Annotated in this window: 24 protein-coding genes and 1 tRNA gene; 10 read left to right on the top strand and 15 right to left on the bottom strand. The window is 64.9% G+C overall.

The window, feature by feature from the left end; genetic code table 11:
- Positions 1–9 precede the first annotated feature (9 nt).
- Positions 10–594, bottom strand: coding sequence for a response regulator transcription factor (locus VI234_RS15800; protein ID WP_023843291.1), 585 nt, complete (start codon positions 592–594; stop codon positions 10–12).
- 122 nt (positions 595–716) lie between these two features.
- Here VI234_RS15800 and VI234_RS15805 point away from each other — a divergent pair, with 122 nt between their 5' ends.
- Positions 717–1,292, top strand: coding sequence for an MBL fold metallo-hydrolase (locus VI234_RS15805; protein WP_336330553.1), 576 nt, complete (start codon positions 717–719; stop codon positions 1,290–1,292).
- Between the two features lie 21 nt (positions 1,293–1,313).
- Here the strand turns inward: VI234_RS15805 and VI234_RS15810 are convergent, their stop codons facing one another.
- Both VI234_RS15810 and VI234_RS15815 read right to left on the bottom strand, forming a co-directional pair.
- On the bottom strand, positions 1,314–2,138 hold the full coding sequence (locus VI234_RS15810) for an ATPase (protein ID WP_336330554.1): 825 nt from the start codon (positions 2,136–2,138) through the stop codon (positions 1,314–1,316).
- Entirely contained in the window at positions 2,135–2,458 is a 324-nt protein-coding gene (locus tag VI234_RS15815) for a DUF5827 family protein (protein ID WP_080504296.1), read from the bottom strand. The genes VI234_RS15810 and VI234_RS15815 overlap by 4 nt, the downstream gene beginning before the upstream one ends.
- Before the next feature lie 27 nt (positions 2,459–2,485).
- On the opposite strand from VI234_RS15815, the gene VI234_RS15820 reads away from it, so the two are divergent.
- The 3 genes from VI234_RS15820 (at position 2,486) to VI234_RS15830 (ending at position 6,907) form a co-directional block, all read left to right on the top strand.
- Positions 2,486–4,204: a histidine kinase N-terminal 7TM domain-containing protein gene (locus tag VI234_RS15820; protein ID WP_336330555.1), complete on the top strand. Its 1,719-nt coding sequence runs from the start codon at positions 2,486–2,488 to the stop codon at positions 4,202–4,204.
- A 41-nt stretch (positions 4,205–4,245) separates the two neighbouring features.
- Positions 4,246–6,408: a beta-glucosidase gene (locus VI234_RS15825; RefSeq protein ID WP_336330556.1), complete on the top strand. Its 2,163-nt coding sequence runs from the start codon at positions 4,246–4,248 to the stop codon at positions 6,406–6,408.
- A gap of 109 nt (positions 6,409–6,517) precedes the next feature.
- Complete coding sequence (locus VI234_RS15830) at positions 6,518–6,907, top strand: thioredoxin family protein (protein ID WP_336330557.1); 390 nt, start codon at positions 6,518–6,520, stop codon at positions 6,905–6,907.
- 2 nt (positions 6,908–6,909) lie between these two features.
- On the opposite strand, the gene VI234_RS15835 is transcribed toward VI234_RS15830, so the two are convergent.
- Entirely contained in the window at positions 6,910–9,063 is a 2,154-nt protein-coding gene (locus tag VI234_RS15835) for a thioredoxin domain-containing protein (protein ID WP_336330558.1), read from the bottom strand.
- A gap of 54 nt (positions 9,064–9,117) precedes the next feature.
- Entirely contained in the window at positions 9,118–9,381 is a 264-nt protein-coding gene (locus VI234_RS15840; protein WP_336330559.1) for a hypothetical protein, read from the bottom strand.
- A 153-nt stretch (positions 9,382–9,534) separates the two neighbouring features.
- Between VI234_RS15840 and purD the strand changes: the two genes are divergently transcribed.
- Genes purD through VI234_RS15855 form a run of 3 tightly spaced genes read left to right on the top strand, consistent with a single transcriptional unit; the run spans position 9,535 to position 13,011 of the window.
- Positions 9,535–10,887, top strand: coding sequence for a phosphoribosylamine--glycine ligase (gene purD / locus VI234_RS15845; protein ID WP_008308910.1), 1,353 nt, complete (start codon positions 9,535–9,537; stop codon positions 10,885–10,887).
- A 58-nt stretch (positions 10,888–10,945) separates the two neighbouring features.
- On the top strand, positions 10,946–12,442 hold the full coding sequence (locus VI234_RS15850) for a TrkH family potassium uptake protein (RefSeq protein ID WP_336330560.1): 1,497 nt from the start codon (positions 10,946–10,948) through the stop codon (positions 12,440–12,442).
- Between the two features lie 20 nt (positions 12,443–12,462).
- Positions 12,463–13,011 carry an acyltransferase gene (locus VI234_RS15855; RefSeq protein WP_193363405.1) on the top strand — a complete coding sequence of 183 codons (549 nt, stop codon included), beginning with the start codon at positions 12,463–12,465 and terminating at the stop codon, positions 13,009–13,011.
- A 6-nt stretch (positions 13,012–13,017) separates the two neighbouring features.
- Here VI234_RS15855 and VI234_RS15860 read toward each other — a convergent pair whose 3' ends face one another.
- The 4 genes from VI234_RS15860 to VI234_RS15875 all read right to left on the bottom strand — a co-directional run bounded on the left by VI234_RS15860 (position 13,018) and on the right by VI234_RS15875 (position 17,060).
- On the bottom strand, positions 13,018–13,812 hold the full coding sequence (locus VI234_RS15860) for a mechanosensitive ion channel domain-containing protein (protein WP_008308916.1): 795 nt from the start codon (positions 13,810–13,812) through the stop codon (positions 13,018–13,020).
- 2 nt (positions 13,813–13,814) lie between these two features.
- Positions 13,815–14,624 (bottom strand): diadenylate cyclase DacZ, encoded by an 810-nt coding sequence (gene dacZ / locus VI234_RS15865; RefSeq protein ID WP_004960990.1) that lies wholly within the window; start codon positions 14,622–14,624, stop codon positions 13,815–13,817.
- Positions 14,625–14,697: 73 nt separating this feature from the next.
- Positions 14,698–16,017 carry a cobyrinic acid a,c-diamide synthase gene (locus tag VI234_RS15870; protein WP_336330561.1) on the bottom strand — a complete coding sequence of 440 codons (1,320 nt, stop codon included), beginning with the start codon at positions 16,015–16,017 and terminating at the stop codon, positions 14,698–14,700.
- Between the two features lie 2 nt (positions 16,018–16,019).
- On the bottom strand, positions 16,020–17,060 hold the full coding sequence (locus tag VI234_RS15875) for a nicotinate-nucleotide--dimethylbenzimidazole phosphoribosyltransferase (RefSeq protein WP_336330562.1): 1,041 nt from the start codon (positions 17,058–17,060) through the stop codon (positions 16,020–16,022).
- A gap of 86 nt (positions 17,061–17,146) precedes the next feature.
- Here VI234_RS15875 and VI234_RS15880 point away from each other — a divergent pair, with 86 nt between their 5' ends.
- Positions 17,147–17,371, top strand: a complete 225-nt coding sequence (locus tag VI234_RS15880; RefSeq protein WP_004592515.1) for a DUF7385 family protein — start codon at positions 17,147–17,149, stop codon at positions 17,369–17,371.
- Between the two features lie 362 nt (positions 17,372–17,733).
- Here the strand turns inward: VI234_RS15880 and VI234_RS15885 are convergent.
- Positions 17,734–17,835 (bottom strand) — tRNA-OTHER (locus VI234_RS15885).
- Positions 17,836–18,038: 203 nt separating this feature from the next.
- Here VI234_RS15885 and VI234_RS15890 point away from each other — a divergent pair.
- Positions 18,039–18,359: a cupin domain-containing protein gene (locus tag VI234_RS15890; RefSeq protein WP_008308924.1), complete on the top strand. Its 321-nt coding sequence runs from the start codon at positions 18,039–18,041 to the stop codon at positions 18,357–18,359.
- 39 nt (positions 18,360–18,398) lie between these two features.
- Here VI234_RS15890 and VI234_RS15895 read toward each other — a convergent pair whose 3' ends face one another.
- On the bottom strand, positions 18,399–20,225 hold the full coding sequence (locus tag VI234_RS15895; protein ID WP_336330563.1) for an FAD-binding protein: 1,827 nt from the start codon (positions 20,223–20,225) through the stop codon (positions 18,399–18,401).
- 249 nt (positions 20,226–20,474) lie between these two features.
- Here VI234_RS15895 and VI234_RS15900 point away from each other — a divergent pair, with 249 nt between their 5' ends.
- Complete coding sequence (locus VI234_RS15900) at positions 20,475–21,824, top strand: PAS domain S-box protein (RefSeq protein ID WP_008308926.1); 1,350 nt, start codon at positions 20,475–20,477, stop codon at positions 21,822–21,824.
- 156 nt (positions 21,825–21,980) lie between these two features.
- On the opposite strand, the gene VI234_RS15905 is transcribed toward VI234_RS15900, so the two are convergent.
- From VI234_RS15905 to VI234_RS15920, 4 genes are all read right to left on the bottom strand, one after another.
- Positions 21,981–22,868, bottom strand: coding sequence for a succinate dehydrogenase/fumarate reductase iron-sulfur subunit (locus tag VI234_RS15905; RefSeq protein WP_004592520.1), 888 nt, complete (start codon positions 22,866–22,868; stop codon positions 21,981–21,983).
- A 3-nt stretch (positions 22,869–22,871) separates the two neighbouring features.
- Positions 22,872–23,237, bottom strand: a complete 366-nt coding sequence (locus VI234_RS15910; RefSeq protein ID WP_008308927.1) for a succinate dehydrogenase hydrophobic membrane anchor subunit — start codon at positions 23,235–23,237, stop codon at positions 22,872–22,874.
- Positions 23,237–23,656 carry a succinate dehydrogenase, cytochrome b556 subunit gene (sdhC, locus tag VI234_RS15915; protein WP_008308928.1) on the bottom strand — a complete coding sequence of 140 codons (420 nt, stop codon included), beginning with the start codon at positions 23,654–23,656 and terminating at the stop codon, positions 23,237–23,239. Before sdhC ends, VI234_RS15910 begins: the two co-directional genes overlap by 1 nt.
- A 99-nt stretch (positions 23,657–23,755) precedes the next feature.
- Complete coding sequence (locus VI234_RS15920; protein WP_008308929.1) at positions 23,756–24,778, bottom strand: succinylglutamate desuccinylase/aspartoacylase family protein; 1,023 nt, start codon at positions 24,776–24,778, stop codon at positions 23,756–23,758.
- Positions 24,779–24,826 lie beyond the last annotated feature (48 nt).

The raw sequence follows: 24,826 nt of genomic DNA on the forward strand, positions 1-24,826 counted from the left end.
GTTTGTCGCTCAGTTGTCTTCATCGTCACTCAGTCCGCGAAGCGTTGCGATGAAATCGGAGTCGTCTTCGATGCCACCGAGTGTCTCCGAGAGGTCGTCTCGCATCTCCGCGACTCTCTGGGTCAGTTCGTCGTACTGGTCGCTCTCCGCCAGCTCTGCGCTCGATTTCGTCGCTTCCAGCGTCGCTTGCTTCTCGACGAGCGCGTAGTACTCCTGCAGCAGAGAGTCGTACTCAGAGCGGTCGAGCAGATTGTCGACCGTCTCGTGGAGCTGTTCGCTCCGGATCGGCTTCGAGAGGTATGCGTCAAAGCCCATCTCCAGAATATCGAAGTCCGGCTCGACGGCGGTGACCATCGCCACCCGACAGCCCAGCTTCCGCTCGCGAATACGCTCCAGCACTTCGTCCCCGGAGAGCCCGGGCATCATCCGGTCGAGCAGCACGACGTCGACATCCGCGTCCAGTTGCTCCAGGCCCTCGTCGCCGTTCTGTGCCATGCGGACCTCGTACTCCTGTTGCAGCCACAGTTTGTACGTCTCGGCAACATCTGGTTCGTCTTCGACGATAAGCACCACAGGTAGGTCCGAATCTGACATAATGTTCTACTATCCCCCGTTTGCATATCCACGTACATAGCCCTGTGGGTGCGGGCGTGCAGCGCGTCTCGGCCGGTGACAGAACGATACCCACATCCGGGACGACGGCCAATAGGCGGGTAATGATTCGAAACCTCGCCCGTGGACAGCAGGCCTTCACGAGCAACGTGTTCCTCGTCACCGGGGACCGAACCGTTCTGGTCGACGTCGGCAACGAGTTCGACGTGGTGTCGGCCGTCGAAGAACACGTCGACGACATCGACGCTGTCGCGGTCACCCACACCCACTACGACCACGTCGAGAACCTCGACAGCGTCGTCGACGCCTTCGACGTGCCGGTGTACGGCTACGACACGGACCAGGACGGCGTCGAGCACGCCATCGCCGACGACGGAACGATACAGTTGGGCGACCACGACTACCAAGCGCTACACACGCCCGGCCACAAGAACGACCACCTCTGCTTCTACTCGGACGACGCAGGGGTCCTGTTCGCCGGTGACCTCGTGTTCGCCAACGGGAGTTTCGGCCGAACCGATCTCGAAGAGGGCGACCGTGACCTGCTCGTCGACAGCATCCAGCGGGTGCTGTCAGTTGTCGACGAGGACCTACAGGAGATGCACACCGGCCACGGGCCGAGCGTCACCGACGCGCCCTACCAGGACATCGAACTGGCGCTGCAAGCCGCGAAGTTCTGAGCCTGCGGGTATCTGGCGGACTCAATCGAACGCACAGGCCAGCAGCGCGTCGTAGGCGTGATCGTACGCATCGGCGACAGCCGCCGGGTCACTGCGCTGCTCGCTGTCGAGCGCGGGCAGGCGCACTGCGGCGGCCTGCTCGATGAGATCGACGACGTTCGGCACCCGTTCCTCCAGTTGTCCGTCGCCGGGGCCGCCGGTGGCGATCTGGCAGGCCTTGCTGTACCGGTCGCCGTCGTAGATGCGGGCTCGGCCCGGCTCGACGACGGCCACGGCGTCCGGTTCGATGCCCGACAGCGGCCGGGCCACGTCGCCGTAGGACTCGACGACCGCTCGATCCGTCGACTCGATATCCGCGGCGAGCGAATCGAGCGCCTCGACGTGCATCACCCGCATCAGGTCGTTGAAATCGGCAACCGAGGTGACCCGCGGCGCGTTAGCAAGTGGGAGTCGTTCGGAAACGGACTCCGGCAGGTCGACGGTCCCGTTGACGACGTATTCGACGCCGGTTTCGGAACTCGGGCGACCGACCCGGTCGACGACGAACTGCTGGTTTTCCTTGCCGAGCAGCCCCGTCTCGGCCCCCGGCGAGGGGTGCCAGAGGCGGTGAATCGGGTTGAGCTCTTCCGGCGCGACGTCGCTCGGTGACGCGGCTGCGAGGCGCTTTGCGTCCTTGCCGTACAGCCGCCCCTCGCTCGTCGCTCGCTGGTAGTCGTCGTGGTCGAACCAGTAGTTGTTGCCCGCTCTGGGCTTGAACCCCTGGGCGCTGGTCCGCTCCAGCAGGCCGACGCTGAACGTGGTTTTGCCCGCGTCGACCCGGTCGCTGCCGGCGACGAGGAGCTTCATGACTCGGCGAGGCCGTACAGCCCGACGACGTCGTCGTCCTGCGGGTCGGCGATGACGAGGTCGTCCTGATTGAAGATCATCCACGGGATGGCCCAGTCGATGAACACCGACTCGTTGGCCTCGCTGAGTTCGGCGTCCGCCGGGAGGCCCTGCAGGAGGCGGGCGATTTCCGGGATGGTGTACAGTTTGTCGGCGTCGAGAATGTCCGCAGGTTCGTGGAGCTCGAACGACAGTATCTCGTCGAACTCCTGCTTGTCGACAGGCATACCTGCCGGTATGCCGAGCGAGTGGGTAAATCCCTCGAACTGGGCGGAACCCATTTACTCGCAGGGCCGGATTATACGCCAATGGCCGCGCTGCTCGTTGTATACGCCTTCATATTGCTTATCGTGGCCGTTGTCCTCGGGACGCTGTCGGTGTACGCGTGGAGCCAGCGTGACTCTCCCGGCGGGACCGCGCTCTCTGTTCTGCTCGCCGGGCTCTCGATATGGGACCTCTGTGTCGCAGTCGGCGTCTTGACACGCGGGACCGACGTGGCCCTCCTCTTCGCGTACGGCCTGTACGTCGGCGTGATGCCCGCGATAGCCGGGTTGTTCGTGTTCGCGCTGGCCTACACCGACCGCGCCCGCTATCTCAATCGGTGGACCTACGCACTCCTGAGTATCGAGCCAATCACGTTCTTTACTGCGCTGTTCACCGGCCCTGACGGGCTGATATACACTGTATCCGGCCCAACGGAAACGGGTATATACGGCTGGGAAATCGTTGGCGGGCCGGTGTTCTGGGGCCATCTCGTGTACTCCTATATCCTCATCGCTGTTTCGAGCGCGCTCATCATTCACTACGCGCTCAACTCGGGGGAGCTCTACGGAAAGCAGGTGTACGCCGTCCTACTGGCTATCGTGCTCCCGTGGTTCGGGAGCGTCGTCAGCATCTTCGCCAGCACCCGAATCGAACTCACGCCACTGCTGTTGGCAGGGACCGGGATGATCCTCTCGTGGGCGTTTTTCAAAGGGCGACTGCTTGACATCTCGCCGGTCGCCTACCGGGAGGTCGTCGAGTCCCTCAACAGCGCCGTGTTCGTCGTCGATACGGACGATACGATAATCGAGGCCAACGATGTCGGCCGGAAACTGCTCGGAGACGAAACTATCGTCGGGCAGTCCGTCGACGACGCGCTCGAAACGTCGCCCGGGCTACTCGAAAAGTACCGCGGTCTGAACGACGACGCCGAGGAAACGCAGGCCGTCATCGAGCAGCGCGACCGGTTTTTCGACGTCCAACTCACCCCGCTGTATGACTCCCACGACGCGCTGGTCGGGCGGGTGTTTCTCATTCACGAAATCACCGAGCAAAAAGAGCGCGAGCGGGAACTCGAACGCCGGAACCAGCAACTCGACCAGTTCGCCGCTGTCCTCTCCCACGACTTGCGGAACCCGCTGAACGTGGCCTCTGGTCGACTGGCGCTGGCCCGGGAACGAAACGACCCCGAGGAGTTCGACCGTGTCGAGGAGGCCCACGACCGGATGAGTAGCCTCATCGACGAAGTACTCGCCTTCGCCCGCGACGAAAAGACGACCGACAGGGTCGAGCTACAGCTCTCGGCGCTGGCGAAGGCGGCCTGGGGCCACGTCGACACCGGCGAGGCGACCCTGCGAATCGACGGCGACAGGGTGATCGTCGGGGACCGCGACCAGCTCCTCCAACTGTTCGAGAACGTGTTCCGGAACAGTGTGGAACATGGTTCCACAAGCAGTCGGACGGAGTCCGACGACAGTGTGGGACACGGCGGCGCGGGGGTAACGATACGCGTTGACGCCACCCCGGACGGGTTCACGATCAGCGACAACGGCCCCGGCGTGCCGCCCGAGGAACGAGAAGAGATATTCACGCACGGTGTCACCAGTTCCGAGTCGGGAACCGGCCTCGGACTGGCCATCGTCCAGCACGTCGTCGAGTCCCACGGGTGGGCCGTCGAGATGACGGAGAGCCGGTCCGGCGGCGCGAAACTCGTTATGTCGGGGCTCGAAACAAAGCCGACACAGCTCTCTGAGACGCCGTCCTGAGCAGCCGACAGTATAAGGCCCGCTCGGCTGTGAACTGCGATATGGCTGACGACGACCACATTGGTGCGGTACTCGCCCGGCTGTCCCGCGAACAGAAACTCGCCCTCGTTCGCGGCGCAACCGACCCGGAAGGCACAGCGACGGGATACATCTCTGGCGTCGAGGCGGCCGGGATTCCGCCGTTTCGCCTCGTCGACGGGCCGCTGGGCATCCGAGCCGAAGGACAGTGTGCGACCGCCTTTCCGGCGTCGATTGCGACCGCGGCGACGTTCGACCCCGACCTGGCTCGGCGACAGGGCGCGGCGATGGGCCGCGAAGCGGTGGCGCTCGGACAGGACGCGCTGCTCGCGCCGGGCGTGAACATCATTCGTGTTCCACACTGCGGTCGCAACTTCGAGTATCTTTCCGAGGACCCCGTCCACGCCGGCGTTGTCGGGGCCGGCCTCATCGACGGCATCCAGTCCGCTGATGTCGTTGCGACGGTGAAACACTTCGTCGCGAACAACCAGGAGACACACCGCACGACCGTTAGCGCCGAAGTGGACGAGCGCACGCTCCGGGAGCTGTATCTCCCGCCGTTCCGCGCGGCCGTCGACGCTGGCGTCGGTTCGGTGATGACGGCGTACAACCGCGTGAACGGCACGCACATGAGCGACCACGAGCGCCTCGTCGGCGACGTGCTCAAAGGCGAGTGGGGGTTCGACGGCTACGTCGTCTCGGACTGGTACGGACTGGAGAGTACCGTCGGCGCGGCGAATGCAGGCATGGACCTGGAGATGCCCGGGGTGGCGGCCCCCGGCGCAGCGGAAGCCGCCGACAGCGACACCGCGGATGGCGACGAGGGTTTCGAGTGGCCCGACGGCATCCCGGACGCAACGCGGGCGGGCCTGTTCGGCGACCCGCTCGCCGATGCCATCGACGGCGGCGAAGTCCCGGCCGGCCGGCTGGACGACATGGTTCGGCGGATTCTCGGCCAGATGGACCGATTCGAGCGGCTGGACAGTAATCGGACTGCTGCCGAAGCCGGTGAAAGCAGCGACGCGCTGGCGGGCGAACTCGACAGCCAGCGGCACCGGGATATCGCCGCGGACGCGGCGGCCCGCGGAACCGTGTTGCTCGACAACGACGGCGTCCTGCCGCTGGATGACGGGGCGGACGTGGCCGTCATCGGGCCGAACATCGACGAGCCGAAACTGGGCGGTGGCGGGTCCTCTGAGACGACGCCGGTCCACTCGGTTACCCCGCTCGACGGGATCGACTCTCGCGCCGAGGGAGCGGTCTCGTCGGCGTTCGGCGTGCCGCGAATCGACTCCGTCTCGCTGTTCGACCTCCTGCCGTTCGTCGGCGAGGACGACGAAGCCGACGGTGCGGCTGGCGACACAGCCGACCGGGAGCCGTCGCTCGACGACGCTGTCACGGCCGCCGAGAACGCTGATGTCGCCGTGGTGTTCGTCCGCGACGCGACGACGGAGGCGCGGGACCGCGAATCGCTGGCGCTGCCGGGCCAGCAGGACGAACTCGTTTCGGCCGTCGCCGCGGCCAACGAGAACACCGTGGTCGTCATCAGGTCCGGCGGCCCCGTAGAACTTCCGTGGCGGGAGGACGTGGCCGCGGTCCTCGAACAGTGGTACCCCGGCCAGGCGGACGGCGACGCGGTGGCCGCCGTCCTCTACGGCGACCGCGACCCGAGCGGCCGACTCCCGGTCACCTTCGCCCCGGAAAGCGAGTACCCGACCGCGGGGAGCGACCGCCGCTACCCCGGCGTTGACGACGAAGTCCACTACGACGAGGGCGTGTTCGTCGGCTACCGGCACTTCGACGACGCGGACGTGGACCCGACCTATCCGTTCGGCCACGGCCACTCGTACGCGACGTTCGAATACGGCGAGGCCGAAACCACAGGCGAGCAGGCAGTCGCAGTCCCCGTCGAGAACGTCGCCGACAGGCCGGGCCGAGAGGTCGTCCAGGCTTACGTCCGACCGCCGTCCGCGGCTGTCGCCGACCGCCCGGAGCGCGAACTCGCCGGGTTCGAAGCCGTGCAGTTGGACGCCGGCGAACGACAGACGGTGGAACTGACATTGGACGATCTGGCGTTTTCGCGGTACGACACGGATTCCGGCTGGACAGTCGATACCGGGACCTACACAGTCGAAATCGGCCGGTCCTCGCGGGATATTCGGACGACTGCGACAGTCGACCGCTAGCGCGTCTGCCTCGCTATTGACTGAAACGACGATTTAACGGTTGGAGCGCGTCTGAAGCGCAAAATCTACGGCCGGGGATTTCAAGCCCCCTGAATACATACAGCCAGCCATGAGTCAGACGCTCGAAACCATGGAGCCGAATCCGGTGTGGGTCGAAGACGCCTACTCCGACACCGTCGACGTTCTCACACGCTACGCTGACGAATTCGAGTACAAGATATGGGGCGGCGACTGGTGCAAGGACTGCCGGGCCCAGCTCCCCGACTTCGGGGCGGCCCTGAAAGCCGCCCATATCCCGGACGCCCAGATTCACCACTACCCCGTCGAGAAGGAAGACGACGGCTCGAAGACCGGCCCACATGTCGAGGAGTACGACATCAAACTCATCCCGACCGTCGTCGTCGAACACGACGGCGAGGAGATAGCCCGCTTCGTCGAGGAAGAGCCGGTCCCCATCGCGGTGTCGCTCGCCGACCAGATCGAAGACGCGATGGCGTGAGGTTACTCTGCTTCGTCGGCCGTTGCGCCCCAGTCTAACGCCGTCCCGAGATCGTGTTTCGGCGGCGAACAGGCGAAGTTCCGGCAGGCGTACACCGTCGGATCGCCGTCGACCGGCTCGCGGCCGGCCCAGATGGGCGGGGCCTCGTCCAGTTCGAGCGCGTCGAGCCACTGCTCGAACCGGCCCTCGTCGGCCGGTCGGTGAGCCAGCAGGCGGCGCGGGACGTACCGCTCTGCGAGGGTCTCCGTCCACTCGCTCGGATAATCGGACTGGTCGCCGACCAGCGTCAGCTCCAGCGCGCCCTGCTCGTAGGTGTCCGTCGCCAGCGTGAGCGAGGCGTGCTGGAGGGGGTTCGAGGAGACGCGGTCGGCGTGGGTCCGGAGGACTCGCTCGGCGACCTCCTCGAAGCGGTCGTCGTCGCTGAAATGTGACAGCGACAGCAGGAGGTCGACAGCGACGCCGGTACTGGAGGGCGTCGACTGGTCGGTCAGTTCCTGCGGCCGCGCGACCAGTGATTCGCCGCCGGTCGGCGTGAAAAACAGCGTGCCCTCGTCGTCGTCCCAGAAGGCCTCCGTGATGGCCTGGCCAAGGTCCATCGCGAACGCGAGGTGGTCCACGTCGCCGGTCGCCTCGAACAGCGTCAGCGCGCCGCGGCCGAGGAACGCGTAGTCCTCCAGATAGCCGTCGATGGCCACGTCGCCGTCCTTGTAGCGGCGATTGAGACGCTGTTCGGTCTCGTCCCACAGATGCTCTCGAACGAACGAGAGGGCGTCGGCGGCCACGTCGGCATACTGGTCGTCGAGGACGATCGCGCCCTCGGCGAGCGCCCGGATCATCAGGCCGTTCCAGCCGGCCAGGATCTTCTCGTCACGGGCCGGTCGCGGCCGGTCCGTTCGGGCTTCGAAGGTCTCGTTTAGGGCGCGCTGGAGGCCCGCCGTGATTTCGTCCTCGCTTCGCTCGTATTCTTCGGCCAGCACCGACACCGGCTTCCGGACGGCGAGCACCGTCGCCCCCTCGAAGTTGCCCGGCTCAGTGACGCCGTAGTAGTCACAGAAGATGTCAGCGTCAGTCTCGTCGTCGACGGCGTCGTGGACCTGCTCGGGCGTCCAGACGTAGAACAGCCCTTCCTCGCTGTCGCCATCCGGATCTTCAGGTGGGATACTTTCGGCATCCAGCGTACTGAAAAAGCCCCCGTCGGGGTGTTGCAGTTCGCGCTGAACGAACTCGAAGGTCTCCCGGACGACCGACGCGTAGCGCTCCGAGCCGATGGCCTGGTAGCCGGCGAGGAAGGCCCGCGGGATCTCGGCGTTGTCGTACAGCATCTTCTCGAAGTGCGGGACGGCCCACTGCTGGTCCGTCGCGTAGCGGTGGAAGCCGCCGCCGACGTGGTCGTACAGCCCCCGGTCGGCCATCACGTCCAGCGTCTCCTGAACGACGTTCAGGTGGTCCTCCTGACCACCATCGGAATAGGCTCGCAGCAGTGCGTGCAGCCGTCCGTTCTGGGGGAACTTCGGTCCGCCGGAGCCCCAGCCGCCGTCCTGCCGGTCCGCGCCGCGGTGGGCGATGGTTCCGGCGGTCTGGATGATATCCTCCGCTGGGTCCTCTGGGTTGGCCGGCGTCGCTTCGAGGTCGCTCTCGATGGCCTCGGTCCACTGCCGGGCGCGGTTCTCCATCTCCTCGCGCTGTTCGGGGTCCGCCCACGAGTCCGCGAGGCGCTGGAGCAGGTCGCCAAAGCCCGGCTGGCCGCGCTTCTCCTCGGGCGGGAAGTAGGTCCCGACGTAGAACGGCTCGCCCTCGGGCGTGAGCCAGGCCGACAGCGGCCAGCCACCGCCGCCGGTCACCTGCTGGCAGATGCTCATGTACACCGAATCGAGGTCTGGGCGCTCCTCGCGGTCGACCTTTATCGGGACGAAGTTCTCGTTGAGTTGCTCGGCGATGGCCTCGTTCTCGAAGCTCTCCTCCTCCATGACGTGACACCAGTGACACGCCGCGTAACCGATGGACAGGAAGATGGGCACGCCCCGCTCTTTGGCGGCTTCCAGGGCCGTTTCGTCCCAGGGCTGCCAGTTGACGGGGTTGTCCGCATGCTGGCGGAGATACGGACTCTCCGCCTCGTCGAGTCGGTTTCGGGCCGTCGGGTCCGTGGCGTCGCTCATACCTCTGGCTGGGAGCGCCGCGGTGAAAAGGAACGCGACGCCGGCAGCGGTGCCTCACTCGCCAGCCAGTTGGATGCCACGGGCGATGACATACATGAGAACGACGCCGGCTCCGACGGCGAGGATAAAATCCCCGAGTAGGGCCAGTAATGCACCCAGTGCGGAACTCTCCGAGCCGAAGAACACGATGGCGTAGGGAACGAGGCTCCCCGCGACGAACACGCCGATGAGTTTCGCGAGCGGAACGGCCTCTGAGATAATTCTGGCTGTCTCCAATTCTCCTGTAGCGGGGTCGATGAAGGGGCGGGGCGAGGGCATGCACCTGTGCGTCACAAGGTTGGGCAAAGTAGCTCTCGGTCTCGGTCCGGCGGACCGTACACGACAGCGCTCCCGACGTGGAAACGACCGTCGCAGTCAGCGAAAACCGGCGAAAAGACAATACTTACGTGAGAGCCCATCCGGCCTTCGGGTATGTCAGAGACAGTGCTGCTCGTGGGTGGCGGCGGCCGGGAACACGCGATTGCGCGCTCGCTCGCGGACTCACCGGGGGAGCTGTACGCCTGTGCCGGCAACCGAAACCCGGGCATCGTCGCCCTCGCCGACGGCTTCGAGGCACTCGACACGACCAATCCGAAGGCCGTGACGACCTACGCTCGGGAGGTCGACGCCACGCTGGCCGTCATCGGCCCCGAGGCGGCCCTTGCAGCCGGGGTCGCCGACGCGCTGGACGACGCCGGCGTCTACACCTTCGGGCCACAGGAGGCGGAGGCTCGCATCGAGACGGACAAGGCGTTCCAGCGGCGGTTCATGCGGGAGCACGACATCCCCGGCTGCCCGGACTTCGAGACGTTCGAGGACATGGACGCCGCCTGCGAGTACATCGACGAGTACGACGGCGACCTCGCGGTCAAGCCCGCCGGCCTCACCGGCGGCAAGGGCGTCCGTGTCATCGGCGACCAGTGTACCGCCGAGGAGGCAAAGGAGTATCTCCGGAGCTCCGACTACGACCGCGTCGTCCTCGAAGAGCGTCTCGTCGGCGAGGAGTTCACCGTCCAGGCGTTCGTCGCGAACGGCCAACTGCGCGTCACGCCGGCGGTGCAGGACCACAAGCGCGCCTACGAGGGCGACGAAGGGCCGAACACCGGCGGGATGGGGAGCTATTCGGACTCCAGCCTCCACCTCCCGTTCATGGACGAGGATGACTACATGGACGCCGTCGACGTGCTCCGGGCGACCGTCGACGCGCTTGAGGGCTACAAAGGTGTTCTCTACGGCCAGTTCATGCTCACCGAGACCGGGCCGCGGGTCGTGGAGTTCAACGCCCGTTTCGGCGACCCCGAGGCGATGAACACGCTGCCGGTGCTCAACACAGACTTCCTCGACGTACTGACCGCCGCACGCGACGAGGAGCCGCTGCCACAACTCTCTTTCCGCCCGATGGCGACCGTCTGCAAGTACGCCGTCCCGGACGGCTACCCGACCGATCCCGACGCCGGTGCGAAGGTGACCATCGACGACGACGTCATCGCGGAAGTCGTGCAGGACCACCGCGAGCAGTCCGGCGACGACGCGGAGACGGCCCCGGAGGCGCTGCTGTTTTACGCCAGCGTCGACGACCGCGAGGACGGCATCTACACGACCACGTCGCGCTCCTACGCCGTCGTCGGCCTGGCCGAAACGATTGGCGACGCAGAGGCCATCGCTGAGGCATCACTCCAACGGGCCGGCACGGAGGGGCTTCGGGTCCGCCACGACATCGGCACGGCCGACCTCGTCCAGCAGCGTATCGACCATATGAACGACATCCGCGGCGGCGCGGACTGAGCGCGTGGTGGCAGCGTCACCGGTCACGCGGCGGCGACCCCCCGGGCGGTGAGCGCCGGTGGCGCTGACCACTGTCGATGTCCGGTCGTCGCTGAACGTCCTCGGTGCCATTTTGCAGTGGTTGGCCGTCCCGCTGACGATTCCTGTTCTGGTCGCCGTCATCTACGGGGAGTCACCAGCCCCGTATCTGGCCACGATAGCGATTACGCTGGGCGTCGGTACGGCGCTCGCTCGCCTCCAGCGCGACCGCATCGAGGACCGCGAGGCGTTTCTGATTGTCTCGCTGACGTGGCTGTCCATCGCTGTCGTCGGCGCGATACCGCTGTACATCGAGGGGACGGGCGTGTTCGCCAGCCCGGTCAACGCCCTGTTCGAGGGGATGAGCGGCATCACCACCACGGGCGCGACGGTCATCCGGGACTTCGACATCCACTCGCAGGCACTGCTGATGTGGCGGCAGGTGCTCCAGTGGCTCGGCGGGCTGGGCGTCCTCCTCCTTGCGACAGCAGTGCTCTCGCGGCTCTCGGTTGCCGGCGCACAGCTCATGGAGACCGAGACGCGGACGGAGAACGTCACGAAGCTCACCCCCGATATCGGCGACACCGCGCGCATCCTCGGCCTGCTGTACCTGGGCCTGACAGCCGCCGCAGCGGCGATTCTATTCGCGCTGAGTGCGAGCGGCCTCGCGCCGGAGATGACGCTTTTCGACGCAGTCGCCCACGCCTTCACGGCCATCGCGACGGCCGGCTTCTCCCCGCGGGCCGAGAGCATCGGCGCGTTCTCGCCGGCCGTCCAGTGGGCGGTGACGCTGTTCATGATTGTCGGCGCGACGAACTTCATCCTGCTGTACGCACTGGTTCGGGGCAATACCGACCGTCTGCGCAACAGCGAGGAGTTCCACTTCTACCTGGGGATTCTCGGGGTCGGTACTCTGCTCATCGGCGGCCTGCTCGTGCTCGACCAGGGATTCACCGGCGGCGTCGGGGCGACGGTTCGCCACGCTGTCTTCCAGACCGCTGCGATAATCACGACGACGGGCTACGCCTCGACAGATTTCAACACCTGGTCGGCCGGCGCGAAGAACGTCCTCTTCGTGATGATGTTCATCGGCGGGATGGCCGGGAGCACCACCTGCTCTATCAAGACGCTACGCTGGCTCATCGTCACCAAGTCTTTCTGGCGGGACCTGAACGTCTCGGCCCACCGTTGGAGTGTCCGCCCGGTCCGACTGGGACGGGAAATCGTCGATGAGGACACCGTCCGCGACGTGTATGCGTACACGCTGGTCGCGCTGGTGTTTTTTATACTCGGTACTGTCCTGCTCGTGGCCGACGGCGAGCGGGCGGGCGCACCGATAACTGAGTTCGAGGCGCTCAGCGCCGCCGCGTCGATGTTCTTCAACATCGGGCCGGCGTTCGGACAGGCCGGCCCCTACGGGACCTACGAGGGCTTTGCCCGGTCGAGCAAGGTGCTGATGATACTGCTGATGTGGGTCGGCCGAATCGAAATCGTCCCCGTGCTGGTACTGCTGACGCCGACGTTCTGGACGCGGTGACTGCCGGCGAGCCGACGGGTTTGATTACCGCGGCCCCGTACACGACGGACGTGAGTGGTCCACGACACGACGGTCTGACCCAGCACCCGACGCCCGGTCCGCACAACTCCCTGTTCCCGTGGCCGGACGCCAAACACCCGCTCCGGGTGATGGTCAACTACGTCGTCATCCTCGTCTGTCGCATCTCGCCGAGCCTCCGGCTGAAGAACTGGCTGCTCTCGCGGCTCGGTGTTACCGTCGGCGACGGCGTCGCCTGGGGTCTGGAGTCGACGCCAGACGTGTTCTGGCCGGAACTCATCACTGTCGAAGACCACGCCATCATCGGCTACGACGCGACGCTGCTGTGTCACGAGTTCCTGCAGGACGAGTACCGCACCGGTGAGGTCGTCGTCGGAGAACGGGCGATGATCGGGGCGGGCGCAATCGTCCTTCCCGGCGTCGAGATTGGGGCGGGCGCACAGGTTGCGGCGAATTCGCTCGTAGCAGACGATGTGCCCCCAGAAACGACCGTCGCCGGCGTCCCGGCCGAACCGCTCGGCGAGGACGACGCGGCGACTGACGGAACGTAACTCCGCTTAGCTCCGGATACGGACGATGCCTGTATTGAACACACGCTTGTTCGGGATGATGTACTCCTCGCCGTCGCTCTCGATACGCGTGACGAGGATATCCACCTCCTGAACGATGCCGCTCTGGTCGCCGATGACGATCTCGTCGCCGATGCTGTATGGCTCTGTCAGCAAGAGGTAGAGACCGGCCGCACCGGCCTGCAGGATGTCTTTCAGCGCCAGCCCGCAGACGAACACCAGCCCGAACGCGTACGCTCCGAGGAGAATGAGCAGGGCGAGGGTCTCGACGCCCAGTTGCCCGAGCGCGATGAGCACTGCCAGATAGAAGATGCTGTACTTGACGAGTTCGGGTAGCACCGTCGCCTCCGGCATCTTGACGCTGCGCAGTCGCTCGGAGACGACGAGCTTGGCCTTATCGCCCGCAATGAGGCCGATGATAACGGCGAACAGGGCGATAAACAGGTCGGGGAGGAACGAGGTGAAGCGAGCCCAGTACAGTTCCGGGTCGGTCAGTTGTGCGATGTTGAGGACGGCGGTGACCGTCGTGATGTAGATGAACAGCGCCGCAAGGTTCGAGACGATGCCGACAGTCGACGTTCCGAGCCCCCTTGCCGTCCGCTCGAATGGTGTGCCCTCCACCGCTTCCGGCACACCGAGTTCGCGCATGAACCGGCGGGACGAGCGCCAGACGAGATAGCCGAGAACGATGCCTACCGCCAGTACCACGAGCGAAAAGACGAACGTCCCCTGGGGCGAGAACACCTGCCGGATGATCGTGGCCCAGTCGAAACCAAACTGCATCCTCAGTACTCCTCGGGGTCGATTTCGAGGACCAGTTCCCCGCCCTTGAACGCCCGTACGAGCCCGTCGCTCTCCGAGAGAACGATAGCCGTCGCCATGGTGTCACGGGTGACCGCGCCGGCCGCCATGTGCCGAGCGCCGAGTCCCTTGGGGATGTCGACCCCTTCCGCGGAGGGTTCGAGGTACCGATACGCGGAGACGATCTTGCCGGCGTCCGAGATGACGAAGGCGCCGTCGAGCCGCGAGAACTCCTTGAGCATCACGTTGACGATGGGGTCGCCGACGTGGACGTGCGATTTCTCGAAGGGGTTGTACGACAGCGGCCGGGACTTGTTCATCACCTTCCCGGCGTCGCCGACGACGAACAGGGCGCCGACGGGCTTGCCCTTCTGGCCTTTCTTCCCCAGTTCGATGGCGACCTCGAAGACGTCGCGGACGACGCTCGCGTCCGCTCTGGAGTTGACGAACATGTCGTACACGCCGGAGGGCGAGAAGTCGTTGGTCTGGACCCGCACGAGCGTGTTCTCGGCCCCATCAAGCACCTCTGTCACGCAGAGCACCTCGTCGCCCTCGTCGACGATGCCCTGCTCCAGTGCGCCCTCGATACCAAAGCGGAGACGGCCTTCGAGGTCAGTGAAATCAATCGGTAGTTCGACGAACGGCTCCGCATCGAGGGTGTTCTCCGGGCCGACGACGACGATTTCCTCGTCAACGTCGTCGAACTCCTCGAAGAACGACGCGTTCGGGGAAAACAGGAACACGGCGTCGACGTCTGCGACCAGGTCTCCGAGCAGGTCGCGCAACTCGTTCATTATCAGAACGACGCTGTCTGTCGAAAAAAAGGTTGCGGGCAGTCAGCCACGCGTCCGACGGTGGGGCACCGCGTCAGATATCCTTCGAGGGTACTGCCAGCAGACGGTCGAACGCGCCGCTCTCTCCGTGGCAGTGGCAGTACGTGCCAACGGTGTTGTATTCCGTGAGCCCGTCGTGTTCGCCGTCGATGCCGTCGCCCCGAACCATGTCGAAGGCGAACGACGCGTCGCTGCCGAGGGTCGCAGCGGAGTAGTGGAACTCGTGTCCGCGGAGTCGTTTCCCGGCGGCAGCCGTAACGGTGTCTGACTGCGCCGCTAGCTCTACGTGGTCGAGCGCCTGATACCGGTCCTGCATCTCGATTTCTGCTGGGAGGACGCAAGCCATCTCGTAGGTGTCGCCGTCGGTCGTCGTCAGCGACTCCGACAGCGCCATCAGGCCGCCGCACTCGCCGTAGACCGGGACGCCGTCGGCGGCACGACGGGCTATCTCGTCGAGTGTGCCGCCGGTTTCGAGCGACTCTCCGTGGAGTTCCGGATAGCCGCCGGGCAGATATATCGCGTCGGCGTCGGGCACCGAGTCACCGGCGACCGGGGAGAACGGCTCGACGGCCGCCTCGGACCGCAGCCGTTCGAGCACCGAGGGATAAGTGAAACAGAACGCGCTGTCCTGTGCGACGGCGACGCGGCGGTCGGCCGCCGAACCGTCACTCTTCGTCTCCGCAGCTGCGACTTCCGGTGGCTCCCGTGCCACGTCGACCAGCTGTTCGATATCGATGGTCTCCGCCGCCGTCGAGAGCGCGTCGCGGTCGAGCCCGGCCTCCGAGCCCATGTGTAGCCCGAGATGGCGGTCCGGAATATCTAGGTCCGACATCGGCGGAATCCGACCGAAGTAGGTGAGGCCCTCGGGGAGCGCGTCCCTGATGCCGTCGGCGTGTCGGCCGCCGTGGGCGCGCTGTGCGAGGATGCCAGCCACCTCGATGTCGACACCGATGCGGTCGGCGTACTGCGCGAACCCCAGCGCCGTCGCGGCGACGCTCTCCATGCCGGCTTTCGCATCGACGACCAGAACGACCGGGAGGTCCAGCCCCTCGGCGACCGCTGCCGTCGACGTCTTGCTCCCGTCGTAGAGGCCCATCACGCCCTCCACGACGCAGATGTCGCCCGCGCCGCGCCAGTAGGTCCGGCGCATCCCGTCCTCGCCCGCGAGCCAGGGGTCGAGCGTTCGCGAGGGCGTGTCGACGAGCGCCTCGTGGTGGCTCGGGTCGATGAAGTCCGGGCCGGCCTTGGCCGGCTGGGACTGATACCCGGCGTCTTCGAGCGCTGTCAGGGTCGCCAGCGTGGCAACGGTCTTGCCGACGCCGGAGCTCGTACCGGCGAGGACGACCCCCTCCATCGTCACGTTCCCTCCTCGGCCGTCGCTGTGGGCGCGTCGCCGATCAGGTCGTCGTAGATGGCCGCGAAGCGGTCGCGAACCTCCGCCATCGGGATGCCGGCGCGGTCGGCGAGCGCCAGCGCGCCGCCCATGCCGACCCCCTCCTTGGCCTCGCCGGCCACGAACCGCTCCATCGCGACGTGATCGCTCTGGTCGAAGCCGGGGTCCGTTACTGTCAGGTCGAGGTCGAGTCGGTCAGCCGACGCCCGCACGTCGGCGCTGTCGTCGTCGGCCACGTAGCTCGTCGTCGCGAGTCCAAGCGGTCCCTCGTAGCCGCCGTGGCGGACCAGCGCGGCGACGGCGACGCACTGACTGCCGCCGGCAAGCGTTACGGCGGTATCGCTCTCGACGGCTCCGGCGGTCAGCCCAGCGAGCGTTGCCAGGACGGGGTCACCCATCCGGCGGACGGCCCGCTTCGGTTCGTTTGCGGCGTCGCCCGGTGACAGCGAACTGGCCTGCAGGCCCTCGGCGACCAGTTTCTCCTTCTGTTCGGTCGGGTTCTCCGGCAGCGACGAGGAGACCATTCCCGGTTCGCCCAGCGCTCGAAAGACCCCGAGGGCTGTCGTCGTCCCGCCGGGAATGGTTTCGCCCAGATACAGTTCGTCGGCCGGGAGTGCCTGCCCGAGCTGTCGGGCGGCCGCGAACGCCCCGTGGGCCGTCGACACCGGGTCCTGCTCCGCGATGTCCTTTCCCGGGCGTGCGCCGACGGAGACTGTCGGCGCGCCCGTTTTCTCGGCCAGTCCGCCGTCGACCACAGTGACGTCAAATCCCAGGACGTCCCGGACGGCTCGTGTCACCAGCGCCGGCGTCGGACAGCCGCTGGGACTGACCGGTGTCACGTCCGTCCGAACTGGCGTGCCGTAGGTCACTAACTCCGCGTCTGCCGCGGGCGTTACCGACATCAGTTCGGGGTCGGCTCCGGCGGCGCTAATCCCCGCCCGACCCGCGGTTTCGGTCGTTCCTGCGACGAGCGCAAAGCGTGTTCCGCCACCGGGTGAAGTCATTGTAGTTGTATTATCACAAGTCAACTTTAATATCTTGGTGCTGGGGCGGCGCATGATTTATACCGCACGGCCGCGGTTCCCCGAACATGGACGATTTTGACGAACTCCTCTCGTCGTTGACCCCGCGCGAGGACAACGAGGCGATCGCTTCCTACCAGAACACGACGGCTGTGGCCTGTCCATCCTGTGAAGAACCGTTCGACGATATGGTCGTCTGCAAGCAGGAGTTCACCTCCCTCAATCTCGATTTCGAGATGGACCTCTGTACGACTATCAACGACGGGAACGTCGTGTTGTTTACCCACAAGTAACTGCCGGGACAAGTGTCATCCCGTTGGTTCTCCGCCAATTCTCTACGCAGTAGTGTGGAATCCGGCAACAGCATCCCACCCTGATATCAACTATGATAATTGCAGCAATGGCTTTTTATACATCTCCCCCCATCTCTCACAATAGGCACCACACTGGTGCCGCACCACCCCACCCCCCACCCCCACATTCCTTACCTTTCCACTTCTGGTGAGGCGTCGGCTTCCACACCGACGGTTTTCGTACCCGATAGCTCATAGTCACCCCCACTACGGTAGTTCCAGGCAGCTCAACTGTCAGATCCGACTTGCCAGTGTGGCACACACGGCGCCGGCTACTCCGCTCACGACGAACCGACGGAAAATGGAAGGGGCGGGAGTCGAACCACGCGGAGCCCTTTGCGGGGTAACCACCAACCGATTCTGGCATGTTGGTCGGTAGCGCTCTACCACTGAGCCACCCTTCCAAGCTATCTATAATACGCTCCTGACAACCAAGTAAGTGATGATTCCGGGTGTTTCCGCGAGCCGACGCCTCCCGCTGGCTGCGCTTGCGCCGGTCTCCATGTCCCCAGCAGCGGCTTCCGGACGGATCGGGTTTCGCGTACGTCACTGTGTCCTGTTGGGGTAACAACAACTTATTTTGCGTTGGCCGGCGACACCCGTGTCTGTGAGCTACACGAAAGTCAACTACACCGACGTGGAACCGGTCGCCGATGCGATGCACTTCCTCCGGGACCCGCTGGACTGTGAGCAGGTCGGCGTCACTGTGCTGGACTGTGACCCCGGCTGGACCGGCAAACCGCACGACCACGCCGACGAGGGCCACGAGGAGGTGTACGTCCTTATCGAGGGAGAAGCGACTGTCGAGGTTGACGGCGAAGATGTGGCCCTCGCTGCTGGCGATGCGATCAGTCTCCCGCCGGAAGCGGAGCGAACGATTCACAACGGCGACACAGAGAGCACGTTCGTCCTCGTCGGCGCACCCTGAAACTCGCAGAAACAGATATCGTCGCCGGTGGTCAGGTCGTCAGTACGACCGGACTTTCGGCTCGTAGGTCTCCTCGTCGCCTTCGAGGATGACGGGCTTGTAGTAGAGTTCGGGGGTACCCTCGTTCCAGGCGAGCATCGTGTGCTTGATCCACTCGTCGTCCTTGCGTTCTTGGTGCTCCGCACGCCAGTGTGCGCCACGGAACTCCTCGCGTGCGAGCGCGCCGAGCGTGATGGCCTCTGCCACGTCGAGGATGTTGCGGGTCTCGATAGTGTGGATGAGGTCCGTGTTGTAGGTCCGGGACGGGTCTTCGACGGCGACGTTCTCGTACTCCTTGCGCGCCGTCCGGAGGTCCTGAAGGGCCTTCTCCAGACCCGCTTCGGTCCGGAACACGTTGACGTTCTCGGTCATCGTCTCCTGCACGTCCGCGCGGACCTCGGCGTGGTTGATGCCGTCGGATTCGATGAGGTTCTCGACGCGCTGGCGCTCCTGCTCGACGGTGCTTTCGAGGACCGCCTTTGGCTCGACAGCCGCCCCGTCGGCGGCGACGTCGTCGCTGCTGGCGTCGATTGCGCCGGGTTCGACCGGCGGCTCCACGTCGCCGGGCTCGCTCTTGGCGGAGGGGCCGGTCTGGATCTCGGCGGTCTTCATGTCCTTGCCGGCGGCGTGGTGGCCGGCGCGGGCTCCGAACACGAGCAGTTCCGGCAGGGCGTTACCCCCGAGCCGGTTCGCGCCGTGTAGCGAGACACACGCCGTCTCGCCGGCCGCGTAGAGGCCGTCGATGCACGTCTCGCCGTTCTCGTCGCACTCGATGCCGCCCATGGCGTAGTGCTGGCCGGGCTTGACCGGCATCGGCTCGTCGAGGCCGTCGACGCCCTCGAAGTCCTCCGCGAGGTGGAGGATGTTCTCCAGGCGGTCGAGAATGCGTTCCTCCCCGAGGTGGCGCATGTCGAGGTCGACGTACTCGTCTTCGACCCCGCGGCCCTCGTTGACCTCGGTCAATTCGGCACGGGCGACCACGTCACGGGAGGCCAGTTCCCCCTCGTTGTTGGCGTAGCCGTGCTCGAACATGAACCGCTCCTCGTCGTCGTTGTAGAGGATCCCACCCTCGCCGCGGACCCCTTCGGAGATGAGGACGCCCGTCGATGGCAGCGTGGTCGGGTGGAACTGGATCATCTCCATGTCCTCCATCGGGACGCCGGCGCGGTAGGCCATCGCACAGCCGTCGCCGGTGTTGGCGACGGCGTTCGTGGTGTGGTCGAAGGCCTGGCCCAGTCCGCCGGTTGCGAGAATCACGCCGTTGTTCGCGCGGAAGCCCTGAATCTCGCCGGACTTGATGTCGTAGGCGACACAGCCGTGACAGACGCGGTCCTCGGGGTCGTCGTGGTCAGTGACCGCGAGCTGGGTCACGTACCACTCGTCGTACACCTCGATGCCGCGCTTGACCGCCTGCTCGTACATCGTGTGCAGCAGGTGGTGACCGGTCTCGGCACCGGCGTACGTCGTCCGCGGATAGGAGAGGCCACCGAACGGCCGCTGGGAGACGCGGCCGTCGTCCTCGCGGGAGAAGGGCATCCCCCAGTGTTCGAGCTGGATGACCTCTTCCGGGGCGTCCTTGGCGAAGGTGTCGATGGCAGGGGCGTCGCCGAGATAGTCTGACCCCTTCATCGTGTCGTACGCGTGGAGGTCCCAGGAGTCCCCTTCCTGAAGGGCGGCGTTGATTCCACCCTCCGCGGCACCAGTGTGGCTCCGAACTGGATGGAGCTTGGTCACGAGGGCCACATCTGCACCCTCTTCGTCCGCTGCAATAGCCGCCCTGAGGCCAGCGCCACCCGCGCCGACCACGATGACATCGTGTTCGTACATTGTGAGAGTGTCTCTTGGCGTGGTTTCGGCTTAGGATTAGCCAAACTTAAGCCTCCCTGTTGCGTTACCGAGTATGGCTCCACTAGTGGGTTGCATCTCGCTCCTGATATCGGGACGTCTTGTCAGGGAGACTGCATTCTTGACCTATCCAATGGAATTATATCACGCGCTGTGAATACTTAGGAACCAACTACTGATACTAGACCCGACGGATAGTCCCACTACGGGCGCTGACCCGTCTCAAACCTGATGCCAGACCAGTATCTCACGTCAACTGATGACTTCGAAGCGGTGTTAGCCGAGGCACCATCAGTACTGACAGTTACTGATGGCGAACTGATAATACGGTTTGTGAGCCCAGCGATCGAACGCGTGTTAGGGTACGATATGGAGTCGCTCGTCGGCACGAACTGGCTGGATCTCGTCCACCCGGAGGACACGGATCGCGTTCTTGCCACGCTTGCGGGCGAACGGGACGACGACGGGGCCGAGTACCGGTTCCGGAACGCCGATGGCGACTGGGTCTGGCTCGAAACCATCGTCTCATCGGACACCGAGACAGACCGCGATTGCCTGGTGTTCACCTCCCGCGACGTCAGCGACCGACCGCGCTTCGAGGCCCGGTTTCACCAGTTCGTCACCCACACCTCCGACGTGCTCACTGTGTTCGACGAGCAAGGCAATGTCGAGTACATCAGTCCGTCCGTGGAACGCGTCCTCGGCTACGACCAAGACGAAATGCAGGACTCGGACCTCTTCGAGTACGTGCATCCGGACGACCTCTCGAACGCCCTCACCGAGTTCGGCCAGATGATAGACGACCCGGGGTATATCGCCGTCATCGAACACCGCTATCGCCACGCAGACGGCGACTGGATCTGGGCGGAGTCCCGCGGCCAGCAGGTCGAGAGCGGCCCGCTGGAAGACCACGTCGTCGTGACGACTCGCGACATCTCCGAGCGGAAACAGCGCGAACAGGAACTCGAGCGACAGAACCAGCGCCTCGAGCGGTTCTCGGACGCGATTAGTCACGACCTACGGAACCCGCTGGACGTCCTCGATGGCTCGCTCGAACTCGCGCGTGAGACAGGGGAAGACGCGCACTTCGAGCGCGCCGAACGGAGCATCGACCGGATGTACACGCTCATCGACGACTTGCTCGTGCTCGCCAAACAGGGCGTCGACCCGGAGGAGATCGAGACAGTCGACCTCAGCACCCTCTCGCAACGGGCCTGGTCGATGGTCGACACACAGGACGCGACGCTGGAAACTGAGGCCGCCGACAGCATCAAAGCCGACGAGGGGGCGATGCTGGAACTACTCGAGAACCTCTTTCGGAACGCTATCGAACACGGTGGCGACGACGTGACTGTCACTGTCGGGACGGAATCGTGGGGGTTCTACGTCACGGACGACGGGACGGGCTTTTCCGACGGCACCGCGGACCTGTTCGAACCCGGCTACTCGACGGCCGATGAGGGGACCGGATTCGGCCTCTGCATCGTCGAACAGATCGTCGACGCACACAACTGGGAGGTCATCGCGACTGACAGCGAAAGCGGCGGTGCGCGATTCGAGTTCATCTGCCGCGATAGCTGAACTGAGTTCTGCGCTCGTGCCTGTGATTCCCTCCAAAACCCATCTCACCCAGTTCCGCGCGCGGGTATAGACCGCTGTAGCTATTCGGCTCGACTCACATTCGCTGCCGCTGTCGGACTCCGAACGCGAACCTGAAAACTAGCCAGTCGAATCGCGTTACCAAAACTTCAGGTTGTTCTTGACCGCTTCCCGCTTGAGCTCCTGGATATGTTCGGTTAGCGGGATGTCCTTCGGACACACTTCGGTACAGGAGAACTGGGTCTGGCAGCGCCAGACGCCGTGTTCCTGTTCGATGATGCGCAGGCGCTCCTGCTTGCGGTTCTCGCCCTCGCGCTCGTCCATCGCGAAGCGGTAGGCCTTGTTGATGGCGGCGGGGCCGAGGTACTCGTTGTCGCCGGCGGCGATGTTACACGAGGACATGCACGCACCACACCAGATACACCGCGTGGACATCTTGACCTTCTCGCGGTTCTCCCGGGTCTGGCGCTGCTCTTCGAGCTTGTCGTCGGGCGTCTCGTCGGCGTCGAAGTACGGCTCAACGGCCTCCATCTGGTCGTAGAAGTGCTCCATGTCGACGACGAGGTCCTTCACGACCTCCTGGTGGGGCAGCGGCTCGATGCGGATGGGGTCGTCAAGCTCCGATATCTGCGTCTTACAGCCGAGGCGCTGTCGCCCGTTGACGAACAGCGCGTCCGAGCCACAGACGGCCTGCCGGCAGGAGTGTCGGAAGGTCAGCGAGGAGTCGTAGTGGTCCCGCGCGTAGATGAGCGCATCGAGGATGGTCATCCCCTTGTGGAACGGCACGCGGAAGTCGTCGAAGCGAGGTTCCTGCTTCCCCTCGACTTCGGGGTCGTAACGGAACACTTTCAGCGTAATCGTGTCCTCGTCGTCGAGCGTCTCCTCTTCGACTTCCCGCTGGGCCTGCTCCTGTGCCTGTCGTTCGTCTCGCTGTGCGCGCCGACGGTCGCCCGGGGATTCGACCTCGGGCTCTGTCTCTTCGTCGGCCTCCGTCTCGGTCTCCTGTTGTTCGATTTGCGTACTCATAGTTCAGACGAGGGTTGTCATGGCCAGCGACACGCGGGTCCCCTGCACGATGAGCAGGATGCCGGCGATGCCGAGCAGGTACTTGACTGCGTTCTTCCGGGAGCCGGTGAGCCCCTGGTTGACCAGCGCGTTGTACACGCCGTTGACGCCGTGGAACGTGGCGGTGACGAGGAACAGCCACATCGTGATGAGATACCAGGGTCGGTTCATTCGGGCCTGCGTACCCAGGAAGGTGAGGTCGGCGGCGTGGTTCACGAAGTGCAACAGCATGAAGTGGAACGCGAGCACGCCGACGAGGAACACTGCCGTCAGCCGCTGGAACAGCCAGCGACGCCCGCCACGGTCGAAGGAGGAGTAGTGTTCAGCCATCAGGCTAGCTTCCCCCCGAGGAACGTCGGCACGCTGGCGACGACGATAGCGCCCGTCAACAGGAGCGACGCGTAGAAGCTCTTGTCTTGCGATTCCAGCCCCACACCCAGGTCAACCATCAGCAATCGGATGCCGTTGAGGATGTGGAAGACGGCGACGGCCAGCAGACCGACTTCGAGGAACCGGACGATAAGCAGCGATTCGAGGCCGCTGATCGTGCTGGTGTAGAGGTCGCTGCCTGCCTGCGCGCTCGCCGGATCGACGCCGACTGCAGTGCTCAGCACCGCGATGTGGGTGAACAGGTAGCCCACGAGTACCCAGCCGGTGAACTTGTGGAAGATCCAGGCCCACATCCCGGCCGTGAACTCCCGCCACCGTCCGAAGTCCTCGACGGTGCCGCGATTGTAAGACTGACTCATACACTGGGGGGTTAGTCCGGGGACAGATAGTAGTTTCTACAGCGGACGCGTATCGCCGGAATCCCGCCCGAAGACGTTCGTCAATTGACTACTCCACAGTTACCAATCGTCGTCGTCCAATCGTCGGTTCCACTCGATAGCCCGCTGTGTCCGGTCGTCAAGTCGGACCAGATGGCAGAGGGGGTTGCCGGGGTACACCAGTGGGTTCTCGAGGATGCCGACCAACAGGCCGGTAAACGGCGCACGCATCAGCGTGTTCTCCGTCTTGAACGGGTTCGTGATCGTACATATCACGTCGTCTTCGTACACCAGGTCGCCGCGGTCGTAGTGCATCTCTACCAGGCCGCCCGAGTCCGCACGGATCCAGGTTTTCTCGCCGCTGTCGTCGATGACTGTCCGCCAGCCCGGCCACCGGACCGTATCAGAGTCTCGGAGGCCGAACTCCGCGAGCACCGACCGAACGCTCTCCAGGGCCGAGTCGATGAGCGGCCGCTGGAAACGGTGGGCTTCGCCCATCTCTATCGTGATCGTCGGGACGCCCGCATCGCTCAGCTCCCGTCGGAGCGACCCCGACGGACCCTCCGAGGAGATGATGACGTTCGACGAGAAGGCGTTCGCGACCCGCGCGACCTCGGGGTCGTCCATGTTCGCCCGGACGTGGAGCATGTTCGTCCGCCCGCGCGTGGACGTGTGGAAGTCGAGGCCCACGTCACACGGGGCCAGGAAGTTCCGGAAGATCTCGTGGGCCATCCGTTTCGCGCTCGTCGATTCGGGGTCGCCGGGGAACGAACGGTTCAGGTCCCGGTCGTAGATCGGCAGATATCGCTCCTGTGCCAGAAACGCTGGGACGTTCAGCACCGGCAGACAGATCAGCGTCCCCGCGAGTCCGTCGTGGTTCCATTCGTGGGCCACCTCCCGGACGACCTCGATACCGTTGAGTTCGTCGCCGTGTGCAGCCGCGGTGAGAAACACTGTCGGACCGGGCCGCTTGCCGTTGACGATGGTAACCGGCATCCGGACGGCGTCCCCCAGATACGTCTCGCTGACCGTGTAGCGAACGTTGCGGGTTTCCCCCGGCTTGACGCGGCCGCCGTCGAAGGTGAACGGCTTGGCCTCTTCCATGCCATCACAACGAGAGTCGGCGGCTAAAACCCCTCCGGGACAAGCGAG

Origin of the sequence: Haloarcula sp. CGMCC 1.2071, assembly GCF_037078445.1 — an archaeon.
GTDB lineage: Archaea > Halobacteriota > Halobacteria > Halobacteriales > Haloarculaceae > Haloarcula > Haloarcula amylolytica.

What these genes read in the sequence shown, in the direction of transcription:
- VI234_RS15800 (WP_023843291.1), bottom strand. Translation starts at nt 594, where the DNA reads ATGTCAGATTCGGACCTACCTGTGGTGCTTATCGTCGAAGACGAACCA.
- VI234_RS15805 (WP_336330553.1), top strand. Translation starts at nt 717, where the DNA reads ATGATTCGAAACCTCGCCCGTGGACAGCAGGCCTTCACGAGCAACGTG.
- VI234_RS15810 (WP_336330554.1), bottom strand. Translation starts at nt 2,138, where the DNA reads ATGAAGCTCCTCGTCGCCGGCAGCGACCGGGTCGACGCGGGCAAAACC.
- VI234_RS15815 (WP_080504296.1), bottom strand. Translation starts at nt 2,458, where the DNA reads ATGGGTTCCGCCCAGTTCGAGGGATTTACCCACTCGCTCGGCATACCG.
- VI234_RS15820 (WP_336330555.1), top strand. Translation starts at nt 2,486, where the DNA reads ATGGCCGCGCTGCTCGTTGTATACGCCTTCATATTGCTTATCGTGGCC.
- VI234_RS15825 (WP_336330556.1), top strand. Translation starts at nt 4,246, where the DNA reads ATGGCTGACGACGACCACATTGGTGCGGTACTCGCCCGGCTGTCCCGC.
- VI234_RS15830 (WP_336330557.1), top strand. Translation starts at nt 6,518, where the DNA reads ATGAGTCAGACGCTCGAAACCATGGAGCCGAATCCGGTGTGGGTCGAA.
- VI234_RS15835 (WP_336330558.1), bottom strand. Translation starts at nt 9,063, where the DNA reads ATGAGCGACGCCACGGACCCGACGGCCCGAAACCGACTCGACGAGGCG.
- VI234_RS15840 (WP_336330559.1), bottom strand. Translation starts at nt 9,381, where the DNA reads ATGCCCTCGCCCCGCCCCTTCATCGACCCCGCTACAGGAGAATTGGAG.
- purD (WP_008308910.1), top strand. Translation starts at nt 9,535, where the DNA reads ATGTCAGAGACAGTGCTGCTCGTGGGTGGCGGCGGCCGGGAACACGCG.
- VI234_RS15860 (WP_008308916.1), bottom strand. Translation starts at nt 13,812, where the DNA reads ATGCAGTTTGGTTTCGACTGGGCCACGATCATCCGGCAGGTGTTCTCG.
- dacZ (WP_004960990.1), bottom strand. Translation starts at nt 14,624, where the DNA reads ATGAACGAGTTGCGCGACCTGCTCGGAGACCTGGTCGCAGACGTCGAC.
- VI234_RS15870 (WP_336330561.1), bottom strand. Translation starts at nt 16,017, where the DNA reads ATGGAGGGGGTCGTCCTCGCCGGTACGAGCTCCGGCGTCGGCAAGACC.
- VI234_RS15875 (WP_336330562.1), bottom strand. Translation starts at nt 17,060, where the DNA reads ATGACTTCACCCGGTGGCGGAACACGCTTTGCGCTCGTCGCAGGAACG.
- VI234_RS15880 (WP_004592515.1), top strand. Translation starts at nt 17,147, where the DNA reads ATGGACGATTTTGACGAACTCCTCTCGTCGTTGACCCCGCGCGAGGAC.
- VI234_RS15895 (WP_336330563.1), bottom strand. Translation starts at nt 20,225, where the DNA reads ATGTACGAACACGATGTCATCGTGGTCGGCGCGGGTGGCGCTGGCCTC.
- VI234_RS15900 (WP_008308926.1), top strand. Translation starts at nt 20,475, where the DNA reads ATGCCAGACCAGTATCTCACGTCAACTGATGACTTCGAAGCGGTGTTA.
- VI234_RS15905 (WP_004592520.1), bottom strand. Translation starts at nt 22,868, where the DNA reads ATGAGTACGCAAATCGAACAACAGGAGACCGAGACGGAGGCCGACGAA.
- VI234_RS15910 (WP_008308927.1), bottom strand. Translation starts at nt 23,237, where the DNA reads ATGGCTGAACACTACTCCTCCTTCGACCGTGGCGGGCGTCGCTGGCTG.
- sdhC (WP_008308928.1), bottom strand. Translation starts at nt 23,656, where the DNA reads ATGAGTCAGTCTTACAATCGCGGCACCGTCGAGGACTTCGGACGGTGG.
- VI234_RS15920 (WP_008308929.1), bottom strand. Translation starts at nt 24,778, where the DNA reads ATGGAAGAGGCCAAGCCGTTCACCTTCGACGGCGGCCGCGTCAAGCCG.